Source organism: Qipengyuania citrea (assembly GCF_009828015.1).
In the GTDB taxonomy this organism is placed as follows: Bacteria; Pseudomonadota; Alphaproteobacteria; order Sphingomonadales; family Sphingomonadaceae; genus Qipengyuania; species Qipengyuania citrea.
In genome coordinates, this window is the sequence record NZ_WTYG01000001.1 from 868,385 (window position 1) to 884,814 (window position 16,430).

General features: G+C 64.8%; 18 protein-coding genes and 1 tRNA gene. 6 read left to right on the forward strand and 13 right to left on the reverse strand.

Annotated features, from left to right (window positions below; genetic code table 11):
* Positions 1–103 precede the first annotated feature (103 nt).
* Positions 104–613, forward strand: a complete 510-nt coding sequence (locus GRI55_RS04085; protein WP_160766269.1) for a DUF6265 family protein — start codon at positions 104–106, stop codon at positions 611–613.
* A gap of 125 nt (positions 614–738) precedes the next feature.
* On the opposite strand, the gene sucC is transcribed toward GRI55_RS04085, so the two are convergent.
* Entirely contained in the window at positions 739–1,938 is a 1,200-nt protein-coding gene (sucC, locus tag GRI55_RS04090) for an ADP-forming succinate--CoA ligase subunit beta (RefSeq protein ID WP_160766270.1), read from the reverse strand.
* A gap of 118 nt (positions 1,939–2,056) precedes the next feature.
* On the opposite strand from sucC, the gene GRI55_RS04095 reads away from it, so the two are divergent.
* Entirely contained in the window at positions 2,057–2,836 is a 780-nt protein-coding gene (locus tag GRI55_RS04095) for a 3'(2'),5'-bisphosphate nucleotidase CysQ (RefSeq protein WP_160766271.1), read from the forward strand.
* An 81-nt stretch (positions 2,837–2,917) separates the two neighbouring features.
* Here GRI55_RS04095 and GRI55_RS04100 read toward each other — a convergent pair whose 3' ends face one another.
* Positions 2,918–3,613 carry an OmpA family protein gene (locus GRI55_RS04100; RefSeq protein ID WP_050601422.1) on the reverse strand — a complete coding sequence of 232 codons (696 nt, stop codon included), beginning with the start codon at positions 3,611–3,613 and terminating at the stop codon, positions 2,918–2,920.
* A 186-nt stretch (positions 3,614–3,799) separates the two neighbouring features.
* Between GRI55_RS04100 and GRI55_RS04105 the strand changes: the two genes are divergently transcribed.
* Positions 3,800–5,116: a hemolysin family protein gene (locus GRI55_RS04105; RefSeq protein WP_160766272.1), complete on the forward strand. Its 1,317-nt coding sequence runs from the start codon at positions 3,800–3,802 to the stop codon at positions 5,114–5,116.
* Positions 5,117–5,174: 58 nt separating this feature from the next.
* Here GRI55_RS04105 and GRI55_RS04110 read toward each other — a convergent pair whose 3' ends face one another.
* From GRI55_RS04110 to GRI55_RS14845, 9 genes are all read right to left on the reverse strand, one after another.
* Positions 5,175–5,585: a DUF3035 domain-containing protein gene (locus GRI55_RS04110; RefSeq protein WP_050601420.1), complete on the reverse strand. Its 411-nt coding sequence runs from the start codon at positions 5,583–5,585 to the stop codon at positions 5,175–5,177.
* Positions 5,585–6,133, reverse strand: a complete 549-nt coding sequence (gene lspA / locus GRI55_RS04115) for a signal peptidase II (RefSeq protein WP_202392330.1) — start codon at positions 6,131–6,133, stop codon at positions 5,585–5,587. Before lspA ends, GRI55_RS04110 begins: the two co-directional genes overlap by 1 nt.
* A complete protein-coding gene (ileS, locus tag GRI55_RS04120; protein ID WP_160766273.1) occupies positions 6,130–8,985 on the reverse strand; it encodes an isoleucine--tRNA ligase in 2,856 nt (951 codons plus the stop codon). Before ileS ends, lspA begins: the two co-directional genes overlap by 4 nt.
* Before the next feature lie 70 nt (positions 8,986–9,055).
* Positions 9,056–9,982, reverse strand: coding sequence for a bifunctional riboflavin kinase/FAD synthetase (locus GRI55_RS04125; protein ID WP_160766274.1), 927 nt, complete (start codon positions 9,980–9,982; stop codon positions 9,056–9,058).
* Complete coding sequence (locus GRI55_RS04130; protein ID WP_063510487.1) at positions 9,979–10,458, reverse strand: dihydrofolate reductase; 480 nt, start codon at positions 10,456–10,458, stop codon at positions 9,979–9,981. Before GRI55_RS04130 ends, GRI55_RS04125 begins: the two co-directional genes overlap by 4 nt.
* Positions 10,455–11,510: a 5-(carboxyamino)imidazole ribonucleotide synthase gene (locus GRI55_RS04135; protein ID WP_160766275.1), complete on the reverse strand. Its 1,056-nt coding sequence runs from the start codon at positions 11,508–11,510 to the stop codon at positions 10,455–10,457. Before GRI55_RS04135 ends, GRI55_RS04130 begins: the two co-directional genes overlap by 4 nt.
* Positions 11,510–12,004, reverse strand: a complete 495-nt coding sequence (gene purE / locus GRI55_RS04140; protein WP_050601415.1) for a 5-(carboxyamino)imidazole ribonucleotide mutase — start codon at positions 12,002–12,004, stop codon at positions 11,510–11,512. The genes GRI55_RS04135 and purE overlap by 1 nt, the downstream gene beginning before the upstream one ends.
* 1 nt (position 12,005) lies before the next feature.
* Complete coding sequence (gpmA, locus tag GRI55_RS04145; protein WP_160766276.1) at positions 12,006–12,692, reverse strand: 2,3-diphosphoglycerate-dependent phosphoglycerate mutase; 687 nt, start codon at positions 12,690–12,692, stop codon at positions 12,006–12,008.
* 36 nt (positions 12,693–12,728) lie between these two features.
* Entirely contained in the window at positions 12,729–12,872 is a 144-nt protein-coding gene (locus tag GRI55_RS14845; protein ID WP_197458147.1) for a hypothetical protein, read from the reverse strand.
* 111 nt (positions 12,873–12,983) lie between these two features.
* On the opposite strand from GRI55_RS14845, the gene GRI55_RS04150 reads away from it, so the two are divergent.
* A tRNA-Thr gene (locus GRI55_RS04150) sits at positions 12,984–13,058 on the forward strand.
* Positions 13,059–13,120: 62 nt separating this feature from the next.
* On the opposite strand, the gene GRI55_RS04155 is transcribed toward GRI55_RS04150, so the two are convergent.
* Positions 13,121–14,017, reverse strand: a complete 897-nt coding sequence (locus GRI55_RS04155) for an SDR family oxidoreductase (protein WP_160766277.1) — start codon at positions 14,015–14,017, stop codon at positions 13,121–13,123.
* Between the two features lie 89 nt (positions 14,018–14,106).
* Between GRI55_RS04155 and GRI55_RS04160 the strand changes: the two genes are divergently transcribed.
* Both GRI55_RS04160 and GRI55_RS04165 read left to right on the forward strand, forming a co-directional pair.
* Complete coding sequence (locus GRI55_RS04160) at positions 14,107–14,574, forward strand: PH domain-containing protein (protein WP_160766278.1); 468 nt, start codon at positions 14,107–14,109, stop codon at positions 14,572–14,574.
* Positions 14,571–16,136: a PH domain-containing protein gene (locus tag GRI55_RS04165; protein WP_307019955.1), complete on the forward strand. Its 1,566-nt coding sequence runs from the start codon at positions 14,571–14,573 to the stop codon at positions 16,134–16,136. The genes GRI55_RS04160 and GRI55_RS04165 overlap by 4 nt, the downstream gene beginning before the upstream one ends.
* On the opposite strand, the gene GRI55_RS04170 is transcribed toward GRI55_RS04165, so the two are convergent.
* On the reverse strand, positions 16,133–16,429 hold the full coding sequence (locus GRI55_RS04170; RefSeq protein WP_160766279.1) for a GNAT family N-acetyltransferase: 297 nt from the start codon (positions 16,427–16,429) through the stop codon (positions 16,133–16,135). The genes GRI55_RS04165 and GRI55_RS04170 overlap by 4 nt on opposite strands.
* Position 16,430: the final 1 nt, after the last annotated feature.

The following is a 16,430-nucleotide window of genomic DNA, read 5'->3' on the forward strand; positions in this document are numbered from 1 at the left end:
ATCCCTCGCGTGACCGGCACGGCGGGTCAAGCGGTGCCGGCCTGCAGCTTTACTATGGCTGGCGAGGCGAATAGTTTCGCCTCCTGTCGATGGGAGGAAAGCCATGCGCGTCTGGACGATTGCCGCGGCCGTGGGAGCGCTGATGGCGCCACCGGCGCAGGCGAACGAAACCCGCGTCGCTCCGGAGGGTCATATACCTCCGCCGGCGCAGGTGGAAGCGCTCGATTGGCTGGTCGGCCAATGGCACGGCAGCGGGATCGGCGAAGCGGCGGCATACGAGAGCTGGCTCCCCTCAAGCGGCGGAACCATGGTGGGAAGCTTCGTGCAGGAAACGCCGGCCGGCGGCATCATGTTCACCGAGCACATGTATATTGCCGAAGACGCCGGATCGCTCGTCGTCCGGCTCAAGCATTTCAATCCCGACCTCACTGGCTGGGAGGAGAAGGACGAGATGGTGTCCTTCCCGCTGCTGGCGATCGATGAATGTGCCGCCTATTTCAGCGCATTGACCTATCACTGCGATGGCGCGGACGGGCTGCTGGTGGCGGTCCGGGTAAAGGGCGCCGGCGAAGCGGCCGAGGAACTGGTGTTCCGCTTTACCCGCATTCGCTGAAAGCACGCCTGCGAAACCCGCTGTTCGCATGGCCCGACCTGTATTCGGGACCGGGGGATCGGGCCGCCCCGCTCGCACAGGCATGATGCCCGCACGAGCGGATGCGGCAATTCGTTAGGCGCCGATCAGGCTGCCTGCTTCACTTCGGCGACGATCTTCTTCGCTGCGTCGCCCAGATCGTCGGCGCTGACGATCGCGAGGCCCGAGTTGTCGAGGATGGCCTTGCCTTCTTCGACATTGGTCCCTTCGAGCCGGACCACCAGCGGCACCGAGAGATTCACGTCCTTCGCGGCCTGGACGATGCCATTGGCGATGACGTCGCACTTCATGATCCCGCCAAAGATGTTGACGAGAATGCCTTCGACCGCGGGATCCTTGAGAATGATCTTGAATGCCGCCGTCACCTTCTCCGTGGTTGCGCCGCCGCCGACGTCGAGGAAGTTGGCAGGGAAGGCGCCATTGAGCTTGATGATGTCCATCGTCGCCATGGCGAGGCCCGCGCCGTTGACCATGCAGCCGATGCTGCCGTCGAGCTTGATATAGGCCAAATCGTATTCGCTGGCCTCGACTTCGGCCGGGTCTTCCTCGGTCTCGTCGCGCAGCGCTTCGACATCCTTGTGGCGGAACAGCGCATTGCCGTCGAAGCTCATCTTGGTGTCGAGCACGAGCAGGTTGCCGTCCTCGGTTTCGACCAAAGGATTGATCTCGAGCATCTCGCAGTCGAGATCCATGAAAGCAGTGTAGAGCTGCTTGGCAAGCTTCTGCGCCTGCTTGTTGAGGTCACCCGTCAGCTTGAGCGCGAAGGCCACCGCGCGGCCGTGGTGCGGCATGAAGCCCTGCGCCGGGTCGATGGTGATGGTGGTGATCTCTTCAGGAGTCGAATGCGCGACTTCCTCGATGTCCATCCCGCCTTCGGTCGAAACGATCATGGCGACCCGGCCGGTGGCGCGGTCGACCAGCATCGACAGATAGTATTCCTGCGCGATGTCGACACCATCGGTCACATAGAGCCGGTTGACCTGCTTGCCGGCATCGCCGGTCTGGACAGTGACCAGCGTGTTGCCGAGCATGTCCTTGGCGTTGGCTTCGACTTCCTCGATGCTCTTCGACAGACGTACGCCGCCCTTGGCGTCGGGGCCGAGTTCCTTGAACGTGCCCTTGCCGCGGCCACCGGCGTGGATCTGCGCTTTCACGACGTAGAGCGGACCGGGCAGCTTCTTGGCGCCTTCCACCGCTTCTTCGACAGTAAGGGCGGCATGGCCGGCGGGGATGCCGATGCCGTATTTCGCAAGCAGTTCCTTGGCCTGGTATTCGTGGATGTTCATGGGAATCCTTCGTCCTTCGCGTGACGCGCGTGGGGGAATAAGAGTCGCACCGGCCATAAGCATGTCTGGGCCCGCTTGAAAAGGCCCGCTTTCGGGTGCAGGGCGCGGACCGATAGCCATGATCGACAGCCAGCGCCTCGAATCCATCGTCTCCGAAGCCGGACGGATCGCTTACGATCTGTGGCCGGGGGCGGGCAATGCGCTGGATGCATGGGAAAAGAAACCGGGTGATCCGGTGTGCGAGGCCGACCTCGCAGTCGATGCCTTCCTCAAGCGCGAGCTTGGCGCGCTGCTGCCTTCCGCGGGGTGGCTGTCCGAAGAAACCGCCGATGACCCGGCGCGTCTCGGCCACGACCTGATCTGGCTGGTGGACCCGGTCGACGGGACCCGCGATTTCATCCGTGGGCGCAGCGGCTGGGCGGTTTCGGTCGCGCTTATTAGCGCTGGCCGGCCACTGATCGGCACGCTGTGTGCCCCTGCGCGAGGCGAGACATGGCAAGCGGTTGCAGGGCAGGGCGCGTACCGCAACGGTACGCGGCTGACTGCTTCCACCCGCCGCGAATTTGCCGGATCGCGTGTGCCTGCGCATGTCTTGCCCAAGACCGACACCGATCTGGTCACGGTCGACCAGCCCAATTCGATCGCCTTGCGAATCGCGATGGTGGCGGCGGACGAAGCGGATCTGGTTGCGACGGTGCGTTGGGGTTTCGAATGGGATATCGCCGCGGCCGGAATGATCGCGCGCGAGGCCGGTGCCGCAGTGAGCGACGCCTATGGCCGCAAGCTCGACTACAACAAGCGCGACCCGCGGGACTTCGGCGTATTGGTCAGCGCGCCCGATATTCACGCCAATGCCGTGGAGCGGCTGGCACGGCGAATGGACAACCTGCCCGAATAACGGCTGGAAGAGCTGCCCGAACGAAATCGGGGCCAGCGCAATGCCGGCCCCGATCGATGATCTGAGTGTCGGACTTGCCCGTCACATTCCCTGCGACTGGGCCGCCTGGATGTCCTGCTGGTCGAACGGAATGATCTTGATTTCGACGCGGCGATTGAGCGGTTCGTTGACATTGTCGCCGGTGGAAACCTTGGGGCGGGTCTCGCCGAAGCCCATCCAGCGGATGCGCGATGAATCGACGCCGCGCGACGTCAGGTAATTCGCCACTGCCTGCGCGCGCTGTTCGGACAGGCGCTGGTTCGAATCGGCCGAACCGACGGTATCGGTATGGCCATATACGTCGACGAGGCTGTTGGGATATTGCGTCAGGCTCGAGGCCACGCGGTCGAGCAGGTCACGGAAGCCCGGAGTGATGGTGTAGCTGCCGGTGGCGAAGGTCACGCCGTCGGGCAGGTTGACCAGGATCGCTTCGCCGCCATCGGTTTCGCTGACGTCGACGCCCGAACCGGCCGTCTGCTCTTCGAGTTCCTTGATCTGCTGATCCATGTTGTAGCCGACCACGCCGCCGGCCACGCCGCCAGCTGCCGCGCCGATGATGCGTCCGGTCTTGCCGCCGATCACGCCGCCGAGCAGGCCGCCGGCAAGTGCGCCGCCGGCCGTGCCGAGCACGGTCCGCGAAACCTTGCGTTCGCCGGTGTTGGGGTCGGTTACGCAGGCCGATACGGTCATCATCGATACGGCAGCGAGGCTGGCGGTAAGAATGCGCGATTTTTTCATGTAGTTTTCCTCCTCTGAGGTGGCAGGCGGCCCCAATACGGGCTTGGTGCCAGGCGATATATCCCGGACGCGCCCACCCACGTCACAACCAAGCCAACCGCCCAGCGGCGCGCCTGTTCCGCGCCCGGCGCAGATAAGTCACACGAAACGCTGGCAGCTTGGAGCAATTGTGCTAGCCACGCGCGGGTGACACCTTTTCCCTGGACCGACCTGCTGATCATTGCAGGACTGATCGTGCTCAACGGCGTGTTCGCCATGAGCGAACTGGCCATCGTGTCGGCGCGCACCGCCCCGCTGCGTACGGCAGCGCAGCAAGGCAATCGCGGCGCGCAGATCGCGCTTTCGCTGGGCGCGGAACCGGGCAAGTTCCTCTCGACCGTGCAAATCGGCATTACGCTGATCGGGATCGTGGCGGGTGCCTATTCTGGAGCCAGCCTCGGCGGGCCCGTGGGCGAGCGGCTGGCCGTGCTCGGCGTTCCTGCGGACTGGGCGGACCAGGCGGGCTTCGCCACGGTGATCGCGCTGACCACTTACCTCAGCCTTGTGGTTGGCGAGCTCGTGCCCAAGCAGGTGGCTCTCCGCGCTGCGGTGCCAATCGCGATTTATATGGCGCGGCCGATGGCGGTGCTGGCCAAGGTCGCCGCCCCGCTGGTGTGGTTGCTCGACGCCTCGTCCGGTCTGCTGATCCGGCTGCTCGGCGTGCGGCCGGCAGGCCAGAGCGCGGTTACCGCCGAAGAGCTGCACATGCTGTTCGCCGAAGCCACGCGCAGCGGCGTCATCGAACACGAACAGCACCAGATGCTGCAAGGCGTCGTCCGGCTGGCCCAGCGGCCCGTGCGCGAGCTGATGACCCCGCGCACGGAAGTCGACTGGATCGATATTGCGGCGGACGAAGCTGCAGTCCGTGCGGTGCTCGACGCCAGTCCCCATTCGCTGTTGCCCGTGGCCGAAGGCTCGCCCGACAGGGTGCTGGGCGTGGTCAAGGTGCGCGATATCCTGTCGCGCCTCATCGCCAACGAGCCGGTCGATATTGCCGCGCTGATGAGCAAGACCGAGGTGGTCCCCGACCAGTTGGACGCGGTCGACGCGCTGCGCGTGCTGCAACAGGCCGAAATCGCCATGGCAATGGTGCATGACGAATACGGCCATCTCGATGGTATCGTGACGCCGGTAGACCTGCTCACTGCGCTGGTCGGCGATTTCGCGAGCGATCAGGACCCGGGCGATTCGCCGGGGGTTACCGAGCGCGCCGATGGCAGCCTGCTGGTTTCGGGCTCGCTGTCCGCCGACGTGCTCGCCGATCGGCTGGGCATCGAATATGGCGAAGACCGCGAATTCGGCACCGCGGCGGGGTACGCACTGCATGTGCTCAAGCGCCTGCCCAACGAAGGCGACCATTTCACCGATCAGGGCTGGCGTTTCGAAGTCGTCGATATGGATGGCCGCCGGATCGACAAGCTGCTGGTAAGCAACGAGGCGGATGCGGCAGCGCAGCCTGCCTGACGCGGCGTGGAAATCTGCCGGCACTGGCGCCGGCAGGTTCTTCCAAATAGCTAGGCTCTCAACCCGGGATTACGGCGACGGCATTGGCGCCATCGCCCTCGGGCGCAGCGACGATGTCGCGCGTCACGCTGCCCTTGGCGACGGTGGCGGTCGCCGGATCGCCGACGGCGCTGCGAATCCCGGGGTCTGCGGCTCCCGCGCGTTCGAGCACGCTGGTTTCGACACTGCTGCGCGCCTGTGGACCGCCGAACAGGGCTTCCAGCGTCTGCGCGGCGGCACTGCCTTCGGCCGGACGCGGAGCGCCGGGCTTGGGCGGGACCAGGTTGAAATCGGGCGGCACCACCAGCGGGGCCTGCCGCTGGACGGCGAATTCATCGGGCCGGTCGCGATTGAGCAGGCCATTGCTGCCGCAGGCTGCGGTCATGGCGCCAAGCCCGGCGATCAGGGCGAAACGGGTGAATTGGTTCATCACTTGCTCTCCGCGGCGTCGGCCGCCTTGCTGTTCATGAGGTCGTCGACCTCTTGCTCGTCCTTGTCGCGCATGAAAAAGGCGCGTGCAAGGACGATGACCACGCCGATGGTGATAGCCGCATCGGCGACGTTGAAAATCAGGAACGGACGGAAATCGCCGAAATGCAGATCGGCGAAGTCGACGACATAGCCGAGCTCGTAGCGATCCTTGATGTTGCCCAGCGCTCCGCCGAGAATCAGCGACAGCGCGAGGATGTCGCCCAGCAGCTTTTCGCGCAGCATCCACACGGTCACCACCAGCGCGATGACGGCGGTCACCAGCACCAGGCCCCAGCGCATTTCCGGGCTGGTTGCTTCGAACATGCCCAGCGACACGCCGAAATTGCGCGTGAAACGCAGATCGAAGATCGGCAGCAGTTCCATCGCGTCACCCACCCGCTCGATGCCGAGCGTCTTGGTGACGTAGTTCTTGCTCCACTGGTCGGCCGCGAAAATCAGCAGGGCGATCACGCAGCCGATCAGGCGATTGCGCAGGAGGGGGGTCATGCCGCACCATCCAGCGTGGCGACCACGTCTTCGCAGCGATCGCACAGGTCGCCATCCTCGGCGACACTGGGCAGCAGGCGCCAGCAGCGCCCGCACTTGCTTTCATCTGTCCGCGTAACCGTCACCGTGTCGCTATCGCCGCGCGCGACTGACGCGGTGATGAACAATTCGGCCAGGTCGGCGTCGCTGAAACCTTCGGGCACGGCGCTGGCGGGCACGACGACGTCGGCTTCGAGTCCCGAGCGGATCACCTTGTCGCGGCGCAGCGGCTCGATCGCTTCCATGACGTCCTCACGCAATTCGCGCAGTTGCGCCCAGCGCGCGCCATCGGCGGTCACACCCGGCACCTGCGGCCATTCGAGCAGGTGGACGCTGCCGCCATCGGGATAGCGCGTCGACCACACTTCCTCTGCCGTGAACACCAGCACCGGCGCGGCATAGCGGACCAGCGCGTGGAACAGCAGGTCGAGCACGGTGCGGTAGGCATTGCGCTTCACGCTGCCCGGCCCGTCGCAATAGAGCACGTCCTTGCGAATATCGAAGTAGAAGGCCGACAAATCCTCGTTGCAGAAATCGACCAGCAACCGCGTATAGGCGTTGAAGTCGTAATTCTCTGCCGCGTGGCGCAGCTTGCCATCGAGATCGGCCAGCAGCGCGAGGATATAGACCTCGAGTTCGGGCACCTCGCCGACATCGCCCATATCGCCGACGAAACCGTCGAGCGCGCCGAGCAGATAGCGGAAGGTGTTGCGCAGTTTGCGGTACTGGTCGCCCGCGCCCTTGAGGATCTCGTCACCGATGCGGTGGTCCTCGGTCGAATCGACGCTGAGCGCCCACAGCCGGATGATATCCGCGCCGTATTGTTCCATGACCTTGAGCGGATCGATCGTGTTGCCGAGGCTCTTGGACATCTTGCGCCCGTCGCTCGCCATGGTGAAGCCATGCGTCAGCACCTGGTCGTAGGGCGCGCGGCCGCGCGTGGCGCAGCTTTCGAGCAGCGAGGACTGGAACCAGCCGCGGTGCTGGTCACTGCCCTCGAGATAGAGATCGGCGGGCCATTTCAATGCTGGCCAGCGCCCGCTTTCGAGCGTGAAGGCATGCGTGCAGCCCGAATCGAACCAGACATCGAGGATGTCGGCGACCATTTCGTAATCGTCGGGATTGTACGCCTCGCCGAGGAATTCGGCCTTGCGGCTCTCGTCCCAGGCATCGACGCCTTGCTCGCGCACTGCGGCGATGACGCGCGCGTTGACTTCGGGGTCCTGCAGATATTCGCCCGTGCCGTTCTTCACGAACAGCGTGATCGGCACGCCCCAGGCGCGCTGGCGCGACAACACCCAGTCGGGACGGCCTTCGACCATCGAACCGATCCGGCGGCGGCCCTTTTCGGGGATGAAGCGGACGCGTTCGATTTCGGACATGGCGCGGCTGCGCAGCGTGCCGCCGCCGCCCAGTTCCTTGTCCATCGGCACGAACCACTGCGGCGTGCAGCGATAGATGACCTTGGCTTTCGAACGCCACGAATGCGGGTAGGAGTGCTGGTAATCGTCGCTCGCGGAAAGCAGCGCACCCGCTTCGCGCAAATCGCTGCAGATCGGGCCTTCGGGCGAATTGAACGGCTTGTTGATGACGCTGCGGCGGCGTTCCTTGCCGTTCTCGTCCAGATCGCCAGCGCCAAGCCATTCCCAGTCGTCGCGATAGCGCCCGTCAGCCATGACCGCGAAGACCGGCTCGAGTCCGTTGGCACGGCACAGCAGGAAGTCGTCCTCGCCATGGTCGGGCGACATGTGGACGAGACCGGTGCCGCTGTCGGTGGTGACGAAATCGCCCGGCAGGAAGGGGCGCGGCTTGGCGTAGAACCCGCCGAGATGGTGCATCGGGTGGCGAGCGACGGTCCCGGCTAGGTCGGAACCCTTTCCGACCCAAGCAATGTTCCAACCGCTACCGCCCCTAAGCCAAGGACTCTGATCGAGGCGCTTGAGCGTCTCATTCATCAACTCCTCGGCAAGAAGCAGATAGTCGCCACCAGCGTGAACAAGCACGTAACTGATGTCTGGCCCGTAAGCCAAAGCTTGGTTCACCGGGATCGTCCACGGGGTGGTGGTCCAAATCACCGCCATGACCTTCGAGCCCATAGAGTTTGCAGCAGTGAGTGCGTCTGCCAAATTTTCGTCATTTGTTGCGACGATCTCGAACGCCACGTCGATCTGGGTCGAAGTGATGTCCTCATATTCCACCTCCGCCTCGGCCAGCGCGGTCTCCTCGACCGGGCTCCACATCACCGGTTTCGAACCGCGATAGAGATTGCCCGCCTCGGCGAATTTCATCAGTTCGGCGACGATGGTTGCCTCGCTGTCGAACTGCATGGTCAGATAGGGGTTGTCCCAGTCGCCCATGATGCCGAGGCGTTTCAATTGCTCGCGCTGCACATCGACCCATTTCTGGGCATAGGCGCGGCATTCGGCGCGGAATTCGGCCGGCGGGACCGCTTTCTTGTCGAGCTTCTTCTTGCGGTACTGTTCCTCGACCTTCCATTCGATCGGCAGGCCGTGGCAATCCCAGCCAGGCACGTAGGGCGCGTCCCTGCCCATCAGGTTCTGCGTGCGGCAGACCATGTCCTTGAGCGTGTGGTTGAGCGCGTGGCCGATATGCATGTCGCCATTGGCATAGGGCGGGCCGTCATGCAGCACGAAGGTCTCGCGCCCGGCGCGCGCTTCGCGCAGCTGCCGGTACAGGCCCTCTTCCTCCCAGCGCGCGGCGATCTTCGGCTCCTTCGCAGGAAGGCCGGCCTTCATGGGGAAATCGGTCTTGGGCAGGAAGACCGTGTCTCTGTAATCGCGCTTTTCGGACATAGAGGCGAGCCGTTAGGCCAAACCCGCTCCGCAATAAAGACTTTCGTCGCCCCTGCGCAGGGGAGGCGGGCTACGCCAGCAGCCGCCGCGCCTCGTCGCAGTCCTTTTCCATCTGCGCGATCAGTCCATCGAGGCTGTCGAACTTTGCCTCGCCGCGCAGGAAATGGTGGAAGGCCACCTCGATCTCCTGCCCGTAGAGATCGCCGGAGAAATCGAAGAAATAGGGCTCGAGCAATTCCTTGGGCGGATCGAATTGCGGGCGCACGCCGATATTGGCCGCACCCTTCAGCTCCTGCCCGGTGGCGAGCACGCGGCCGGTGACGGCATAGATACCGTATTTGGGGCGCAGATAGTGCTCAACGGGCAGATTTGCGGTGGGATAGCCAATCTCGCGCCCGCGTTTGTCGCCATGCTGGACCACGCCGCGGATCGCGAAGGGGCGGGTCAGCAACCGTGCGGCTTCCTGCGGGTCGCCATTGCGCAGGGCGTCGCGCACGCGGCTGGACGATACCGGTGCGCCTTGGTCCATCACCGGCGGCACAGCCCGCGCGGCCATGCCGATATCCTTGCCCAGGCTGACGAGCTTGGCGAAATTGCCGCCCCGCGCCTTTCCGAAGGTAAAGTCCTCGCCGGTGACCACTCCGGCAGCGCCCAAATGGTCGCCGAGCAGCTGCTGGACGAAATCTTCCGCCGTGGTGCCCGCCAGCGCGCCATCGAAATGGAACACCAGCATCGCGGTTGCCCCCGCGGCCAAGTAGAGTTCCTGCCGCTGTTCGAGCGTGGTCAGGCGGAAAGGCGCGGCATCGGGCTTGAAGTGACGCACCGGATGCGGATCGAATGTGGCAATGATCGACGGCCGGCCTTCTTCGCGCGCCCAGCGAATCGCTTCTCCCGCCACCGCCTGGTGGCCCAGGTGGAAGCCATCGAAATTGCCCAGTGCGATGATCGCGCCACGCAGGCTTTCGGGCAGCGTCTCGCGGTGGTCGAGAAATCTCATGCCGCGCGCTCCAGTGTCACGAAGCTGTAGGCCGGGATGTCCCCATCGGCGGCGAAATCCTCCCGCCCGCATATGGTCCATTCGGGACCCGGCGGCTTCATGAAGGTATCGCCGTCGAATTCGGCATGGATTTCGGTCAGCTCGATCCGGTCGGCATGCGCCATGAACACGTCGTAGATCGCGGCGCCGCCGATTACGGCCACGTCGCCTTCACCGGCGAGCGCGAGCGCTTCCTCGACCGACCGGGCAATCTCGGCACCGCTCGTATCCCAACGTTCGCGCCGGGTCAGCACGATATGGCGGCGGCCGGGCAACAGGCCGGGCAGGCTTTCGAATGTCTTGCGGCCCATGATCATCGGCTTGCCCATCGTCAGCGCCTTGAACCGCTTGAGGTCCGCAGGCAGGTGCCAGGGCAGGGCGCCATCCTTGCCGATGCACCCATTGGCGGCGCGCGCATAGATCAGGAACAGGCTCATCGCACGATACGGGTGACGTGACCCATCTTGCGTCCTGCTCGAACCTCGGCCTTGCCATAGTCGTGCAGATGGGTGTCGGCCGTGTCGAGCTGCGCGTATGCGTCCCGAATGTCGGCGCCGATGATATTGGTCATGGTAACGCTTTTCGCGACCGTGTCCGTGTCGCCGAGAGGCAGGCCGGCGACCGCGCGGATGTGGTTTTCGAACTGGCTCGTGGCCGCGCCCTCGATGCTCCAGTGCCCCGAATTGTGCACGCGCGGCGCCATTTCGTTGAACACCGGGCCCGCAGCAGTGGCAAAGAATTCGAGTGTGAGGACGCCAACGTAATCGAGCGCGTCGGCAACCTGCCGCGCCAGATCCCGCGCCGGTGCGACCTGATCCGCGATCGGCTGTCCGGCGGGCAGCGCGGAAGTCGCCAGAATGCCGTCGTCATGCGTGTTGCGGGTCGAATCCCAGAACCGGATCGCCCCGTCCTGGCCGCGCACGAGGATGACCGAGAACTCGGCCTCGAATTCGACGAACGCTTCGTAGATCAATGGCAGGTCGGGCAGGTTCAGACCCTCGATATCGCGCGCCGAAGTGATCCGCCACTGACCCTTGCCGTCGTAACCATCACGGCGGGTCTTGAGAATGCCGGGCACGCCCAGTCGCTCCACCGCCCGGTCGAGATCTGCGCGCCCGTCGACGCAGGCATGGGCAGCAGCCGTACCGCCAAGTCCCTCGACGAAGCGTTTCTCGCTCAGCCGGTCCTGCGCGGTTTCCAGCGCACGCGGATGGGGGAAGATGCGGCCCTCGGGCATGGCCTGCGCGGTGGCTACGGGGACGTTCTCGAATTCCCACGTCACCACATCGCATTGTGCGGCGAACGCGGCGAGCGCCGCCGTATCGTCCCATTTGTTGGCGAAGACATCGCCGCATACCTGTTCTGCCACGGTGTCGCCCTCGGGTGCATAGGCGATGCAGCGATAGCCGAGCTGTGCAGCGCTCATGGCCATCATCCGGCCCAGCTGGCCGCCGCCAAGAATGCCGATCGTGCCGCCGCGCTTCAGCATCAGTCGACGGGGCGCTCGGTCACCGCCGCGCTGCGCGCTGCGCGCCAGTCCTGCAGCCGCTGCGACAGGTCGGGGTCGTGGTTGGCGAGGATCGCCGCAGCAAGCAGGCCTGCATTGGTGGCCCCGGCCTTGCCGATCGCCAGCGTTCCCACGGGGACCCCGGCCGGCATCTGCACGATCGAGAGCAGGCTGTCCTCGCCCGACAGCGCCCGCGATTGGACCGGTACACCGAGCACGGGGACATGCGTCAGCGCGGCGATCATGCCGGGCAGATGCGCCGCCCCGCCGGCGCCGGCGATGATCACTTCGAAACCGTCCGCTGCCGCACGCTTGGCGAAATCATACATCCGGTCGGGCGTGCGATGCGCGGAGACGATGCGGACATCGGTGGCAACGCCAAGTTCGCCGAGCACTTCTTCGGCGCAGGTCATGGTTTCCCAATCGGACTGGCTGCCCATGACGATCGCAACCTTGGCGTTCCCCGGGGCAGTCATCTCAGCTGTCCTTCAGGTAATAGCGTTCGCCGATCACCTGCGTGCCGTCGAATTCATAGATGATCGGCTGGCCGGTGGGTATCTCGAGCCCGGTGATCTCCTCATCCGAAATGTTCGACAGGTGCTTGACCAGCGCGCGCAGCGAATTGCCATGTGCGGAAATGATCACCGTCTCGCCCTGGCCCAGCCGGGGCAGGATCGCTTCTTCCCAATAGGGCAGCACGCGTTCGATCGTGAGCTTGAGGCTTTCGGTACGCGGCACGTCGACCCCGGCGTATCGCGGATCGTCGGACAGGTCGAACTCGCTGCCTTGTTCGAGCTCGGGCGGCGGAATGTCGAAACTGCGGCGCCAGATATGCACCTGTTCGTCGCCGTGCTTGTCGCGGGTCTCCTGCTTGTTGAGCCCGGTCAGCCTGCCATAGTGGCGTTCGTTGAGATGCCAGTCGCGCGTTACCGGGATCCACAGCCGGTCGCATGCTTCCAGCGCAAGGTTGAGCGTCTTGATCGCGCGTTTCTGAACGCTGGTGAAGGCAAGCGTCGGCAAAACGCCCTTCGCCAGCATCAATTCGCCCGCTTCGCGCGCTTCGGTCTCGCCCTTTTCGGTCAGGTCGACATCCCACCAGCCGGTAAAGCGGTTGGCGAGGTTCCACTCGCTCTGCCCATGACGGACGAGGATCAGCTTGGACACTGGGAGCTCCCGTAATTCCCCTAGGAGCAAGGCGCGTTAGCTGCCCGCATCGCCCTTGGAAAGGGGGTGGTCGTCCGATTCGCGGATTTCGCGCGCCTGGCCCTTGCGGCGGCGCAGGTTCTCGCGAAGTTTCGCGGCGAGGCGCTCTTCGCGGCTCAACTTGTCGTCTGGGCTGTCCATGACGCAAGCTTTCGCCAATTTTGCCGCTCCGCTCAAGCGAAGGTTGACTTATGCTGCGCGTCTGCCATTAGCGCGCGCCTCCACCCCGACGGCATTTCCGGGGCGAGATGTGCTGCTGTAGCTCAGTGGTAGAGCGCACCCTTGGTAAGGGTGAGGCCGGGAGTTCAATCCTCCCCAGCAGCACCATTTCCCATATCTTCGCCCCCGGTCCCGGGGGCCGCCCCCCGCGTCAGGAGGACGTTTGCGCATCATGTCGTGCGTTCGGCCTTGTCCGCGGCATTCGTCCCCTTGATCATGCTGCGCATCGCCTCCCACTGCTCGTCGCCCATGTCCTTGAGCGCGCCGTAGAAGGTTCCGCCAGTCGCCTGGTACCCGGCGCCGTCGATGGCGATGGTCTGGCCGTTGAGCCATTCGGCACCCGGTCCCATCAGGAACACCGCCAGATTGGCCAGTTCGTGCATTTCGCCGTGGCGGCCCATCGGATTGGTGTCTTCATGCGCATTGCCACCGCGACCGCCGGGTGACAGCCGCGCGCTCATCCCGTCGGTGGGAAACAGCCCCGGGGCGATCGCGTTGAAGCGCAATCCGTGGCGTCCCCATTCGACCGCCAGGCTCTGGGTCATCGCGTTGAGACCGGCCTTGCTCATCGCGCTGGGCACCACGAAGGGTCCGCCGTTCCAAATCCAGGTGGTGAGGATCGACAGGAAGCTTGCGCGCCGTCCTTCGGCGATCAGCCGTTTGCCGATGTCGAGCGTGACATAGAAACTGCCCCGAAAGACGATATCGCTGATGGCGTTGAAACCGCCGACCGACAGGTCCTCGGTGCGGCTGATGAAGTTGCCCGCCGCATTGTTGACCACGCCGGTCAGGGGACCGTGGCTCCAGATCGTATCGACCATGGAATGAATCGCGTCCGGGTCGCGGATGTCACAGGCATGGCCGTGAACCGTTCCGCCGTGCCGCTGCATGAGTTCACTCGCCGTGTCGTCGAGCTTGCCCTGTCGCCGTCCGCAAATATGCACCGCGGCGCCGAGCTTGAGGAAGGCTTCGGCCATTTCGCGGCCCAGCCCGGTGCCACCCCCGGTTATCAGGATGCGCTCGCCTTCCATTAGGTCGTCGCGGAACATCAGTTTGGAAATATCCATGCCTCTCCCTTTCCCTTTTGTACGGCATAGCGCACCCGGACCGCGAAACCAGATTGAATAGCCCCACTGTATTGCCTAACTAGAACGCCATGGATGCCGCCGACGACCTCACCCCGCTCGACCCCGCCTACAAGACGCTGCTGCGCGTTCAGTTGGCGATCGCCGCGCTGATCTTGCTGGCGGCAGCCACGATCGCGGAAGTGGCCATCCCGGGATGGACCGGGGTGGTCTGGCTCCCCGCTCTGGCGGTGGCGGCCTATGCGCTGATCCGCGTACCGCTGCGGCGCTATCATGCGCGCGGCTATTCACTCGCCGGAGAACGGTTGCGCGTGGCCCGCGGCGTGATCTTCCGCTCCGATACCGTGGTGCCCTTCGGCCGCGTCCAGCATATCGATGTCGGCCAGGGGCCGCTGGAACGCGTCTTCCATCTCGCCACGCTCACGGTGCACACGGCGGGCACGCACAACGCTTCGGTCGCGCTGCCCGGGCTCAGCCATGGCGACGCGGTGGCCATGCGCGAGGAAATCCGCGCTGCGATCAGGCGCGACACGCGGTGAGCGAAGAGGCCGGGAACGACGCGCTCAGGACCGATCCTCGCACCTTCGCGGTGCGCGCGATCGCGATGCTTGGTCAGCTGGTCCTGCCGATAATCGTCGGCGCTTTCGCCATCCTCGATAAAGGCGATCTGGGCGACTTGCTGCTGTATTTCGTGCCGCTGGTGCTGGTGGCGGGCGGAGGCAACCTCCTGTTCGCCTATCTGCGCTGGACCCGGCTGACCTATACTGTCGGGGACACCGATATTCGGGTGGAAAGCGGCGTTCTGTCGCGCGCGGCACGGTCCGTTCCTTACGAACGGATCCAGGACGTCAGCCTCGAGCAGAAGCCGCTGCCCCGGCTGTTCGGACTGGTCGAGGTGCGTTTCGAAACCGGCGCGGGCGGTGGTGACGACCTGTCGCTCGCCTATCTGCGCGAAAGCGAGGGCGAACGCCTGCGCGAATTGGTGCGTTCGCGCCGCGAAGGGCCGGGAGCTTCCGCTGCGCCCACCGGCGAGGACGAACTTGCCCAGGCCAACACCGCGCATCTACTGTACGCCATGTCGCCCAGACGGGTCGTCACTTTCGGTCTGTTCGAATTCTCGCTGGTGGTCGTCGCGGTCGCGGCAGGCGTGGCGCAGCAGTTCGATTTCCTGCTTCCCTTCGAAATCTGGGACTGGCGCGGCTGGCGCGACATTTCGGATTGGCGGGCCTGGGGCGACCAGCTTTCCGGCCCCGGCGCATGGCTCGCGGGGCTGGGGATCCACGCACAGGTCCTGGGCGCCCTGATCGCGGCCCTGGCGCTGCTTCTGATCGGCGTGGCGAGCGGAGTGGTGCGGACGGTCTTGCGCGAATGGGGGTTCCGGCTGGAACGAACCGACAAGGGTCTGCGGCGGCGGCGCGGGCTGTTGACGCGAACCGATCTGGTCATGCCGACCCACCGGATCCAGGCGCTGCGGGTGCGGACGGGAATGGTGCGGCGCCTGTTCGGCTTCCATGCGCTCAAGGCTGTCAGCCTTGCGAGCGATAGTGGATCCGCGAATCACGACGCCGTCCCCTTCGGACGGATGAATGAAATTGCGCGCGTCGTGAGTGAAACGGGGTTCGCGCTGCCTGACGAAAGCTCCGACTGGCATCGCGGGGCACCGGCCCACCGAATCGATGCCTTCCTGTTGGGGCTGGCGGCGATGCTTGTCCTGTCCGGGATAGCCCTAGCCTTGGGGCACTGGAAGCTGGCGATCGTGCCAACCATTCTCGGTGGCGGAGCGATTGCGTTCGACCAGTTCCTTACCTGGCACTGGACTCGCCATGCGCTCGATCGTGATCGGCTCTATACGGGGCGCGGATGGCTGGCGCCCAGCATGACCATCGCCGCGCGGCATAAACTGCAATCGGTCGAGCTGGTGCAGCATCCGCTGGCCCGGCTACGCGGTTATGCCGACGTCCGCTTTGGGCTGGCCGGCGGGAATTTGCGCCTGCGCGGGCTGTCGGTGGCCGAAGCCGAGCGGGTGCGTGCGGCAGTGCTCGACAGCATGGCTGCGAACGACTTTTCACAGATCGGTGAGGCCACGCCGACCGGCTGCTAGGCGCGCAGCGGCTCCCATTCGGGATGCTGATCGAATTGCGCGGCGACGTAAGAGCAGCTGGGAATGATCTTGAAGCCTTCGCGCCGGGCATCGCGCACCAGCGCATCCACCAGCCGCCCGGCGATACCCTGTCCGCGAAGTTCCGGCGGTACGATCGTGTGCTCGGCATCGCGGGCATCGCCGCGCTGCGTCCATGTGAGCTTTCCGGCCGCCTCGCCCGGGCCGATGCTTACCAGATATTCGCCATGAGTGGTGTGATCGTGGCGTTCGATTACAATTTCGTCGTTTTCCATG